1 protein-coding gene is annotated in these 1,152 nt (G+C 63.4%); it reads left to right on the forward strand.

Annotated elements, in window-relative coordinates; translation table 11 throughout:
* Positions 1 to 52: 52 nt before the first annotated feature.
* Positions 53 to 1,141, forward strand: coding sequence for an IS630 family transposase (locus tag ABN034_RS34205; protein ID WP_349695104.1), 1,089 nt, complete (start codon positions 53 to 55; stop codon positions 1,139 to 1,141).
* Positions 1,142 to 1,152: the final 11 nt, after the last annotated feature.

The following is a 1,152-nucleotide window of genomic DNA, read 5'->3' on the forward strand; positions in this document are numbered from 1 at the left end:
CTCATCAAGGAACGTTGGCGTTGTAATGGCAGGCTGTGCCTGGAGGTGAGTGATGGCACGTCGGCCTGAGGTGTTCGTTCGGGAGTTGGAGCCGCAGGAGGCTGAGCGGCTGGTACAGATCACGCGGCGGACGAGGGATCGGATCCGGTTGCGGCGGGCGGGGATCGTGCTGGCGTCGTTGCAAGGTAGGTCGGCGTCGGAGGCGGCAGCGATGTTCGCGGCGTCGCCGGCCTACGCCCGTGGTGTGATCAAGTCGTTCAACGAGATGGGGTTTGATGCGTTGAGCCCAAAATGGAGCGGGGGTCGACCGAGGAGGATCGGCCCCGCGGTACGTGAGCAGATCTGCCGAATCGCCAAGAGCCCGCCGGGCAAGCTCGGTGAGCCGTTCACCACGTGGAGCTTGACCAAGCTGCGCGACCATCTTGGCGAAGTCCACATGATCAGTGTGAGCACCGAGACGATCCGGCAGATCCTGCGCCAGGCCGGGATCTCCTGGCAGGCCACCAAGACATGGAAAGGATCGAAGGACCCCGACTTCGCCGCCAAGATGGCCAGGATCCTCGACCTGTACGACCATCCGCCGACCGATGGACGGGTGATCTGTGTCGATGAGTTCGGGCCGTTGAACCTCCAACCCAGACCCGGCAGAGGCTGGTTCCCGACCAAAGGTGTCGCCCGGCTGCGAGCCACCTACACACGTACTGGCGGTGTGCGGCACATGTTCGCCGGGCTCGACCTTGCCACTGGGCAGATGTTCTACCGGTTCCGGGATCACAAACGCTGGCCGCAGTTCCTCGACTTCTGCAAGCAACTACGCCGACGCTTCCCGGTCGGCAAGCTCTACCTGGTCTGCGACAACTATGGCCCCCACGCCAAGGCCGAGGTCACCTCCTGGTGCACCGACCACGCCATCGACCTCGTTTACACCCCGACCAACGCGTCTTGGCTGAACTGGATCGAGTCCGAGTTCACCGCGATCCGTTACTTCACCCTCGACGGCAGCGACTACCCCAGCCACACCGCCCAACAAGCCGCAATCGCCGGGTACCTCCGCTGGCACAACAAGCGAGCACGACCGAAACGACGATTCGCGATCGACTCCAAGATCCGCCGCCCCGATTACCTACCCAACGTTGCTTGACGCAGCACTAG

Origin of the sequence: Actinopolymorpha sp. B11F2, from assembly GCF_040195635.1 — a bacterium.
Taxonomy (GTDB): Bacteria; Actinomycetota; Actinomycetes; order Propionibacteriales; family Actinopolymorphaceae; genus Thermasporomyces.

Excerpts from the sequence above, each read along its gene's own strand:
- ABN034_RS34205 (WP_349695104.1), top strand. The coding sequence starts at position 53 with ATGGCACGTCGGCCTGAGGTGTTCGTTCGGGAGTTGGAGCCGCAGGAG.